A 1,048-nucleotide genomic window follows, 5' to 3' on the forward strand; every position below is an offset into this window, starting at 1 on the left:
TAAAGCGTGTTGCGATTAATCGGCCTCATATCCGGCCGCTTTGAAGAAGTTTCTGCATTCGGTTGGCTCGAACAGATGGCAGATATCGCCGAGAGCCTCGCAGAGTGCATCGAAGCTTCTGGCCGCCTTCTTTCGCAGCCTCGCCTTGAGTTTTGAATAGGCCATCTCGATCGGGTTGAGGTCGGGCGAGTATGGCGGCAGGAACAGGAGCCAGGCGCCCCTTTGGCGAACCAGTTGCGCGGCGCGCTCGTTCTTGTGGAAGCCGACATTGTCGAGAATGACGACATCGCCGGGCGACAGTTCGGGAGCGAGCTGCGTTTCGACGTAGCGTTCGAAGATGGCGGCATTCATCGGCGCGTTGACGATCCATGGCGCGACAAGACCGTGGCATCGCAACCCGGCGATAAAGGTCTGCGTCTGCCATTTGCCGAATGGTGCATGCGTCCTGAAGCGCTTGCCCTTCGGCGCCCAGCCTGTGCGTTTGGTCAGCTTGGTGTTGGTCGACGTCTCATCGATGAAGATCAACCGCGTCAAAGCCTTGTTGAAGAAGCGCTTTCGCCGCCCCATCCATAGTTCACGCGCCTGGCGCACGTCGGCCCTCTGCTGCTCGCTGGCCTGTAGAGTTTTTTTTATGACTGAGCCCCAGGCGTTGGAGCAGGCGCCCGACGTTGGAGCGGTGCACGCTCACCCCGCGCTCCTCCAGTTCGACGCAAAGCTCATCCAGCGTCAGTTCGCCGGTCTCGGCCAACCGCAAGCGGACAAACTCGGCATACGGCTCAAGCTTTCCGCCCCCAACATGGCCCTGCCGGCGGGCTTCAAGCGAACCGGTCTGCCGGCGCAGATTGATCAGATTGTTCACAAAGCGAGGCGAAACGCGGAAATGGCGTGCAGCATCGCGGTGACCATGTCCCTCATCGACATACGCAACAACACGCCGACGCAACTCAAGCGGTAGCGGCTTGCCCATCGCGGTCTCCTTTCAACCGCAATGAATCACGAACTCAAATCAAGGGGAATCCTGAATCCCTTAAATCGCGACACGCTTTAG

At 59.2% G+C, this 1,048-nt stretch carries 2 protein-coding genes; both read right to left on the reverse strand.

What is annotated here, in order from left to right:
* Nucleotides 1–15 precede the first annotated feature (15 nt).
* Nucleotides 16–591: an IS630 family transposase gene (locus tag AC1DYO_RS32110; protein WP_244571575.1), complete on the reverse strand. Its 576-nt coding sequence runs from the start codon at nt 589–591 to the stop codon at nt 16–18.
* On the reverse strand, nt 575–967 hold the full coding sequence (locus AC1DYO_RS32115) for a transposase (protein WP_244571574.1): 393 nt from the start codon (nt 965–967) through the stop codon (nt 575–577). The genes AC1DYO_RS32110 and AC1DYO_RS32115 overlap by 17 nt, the downstream gene beginning before the upstream one ends.
* Nucleotides 968–1,048 lie beyond the last annotated feature (81 nt).

It is taken from the genome of Mesorhizobium sp. P2_F5 (assembly GCF_056403715.1).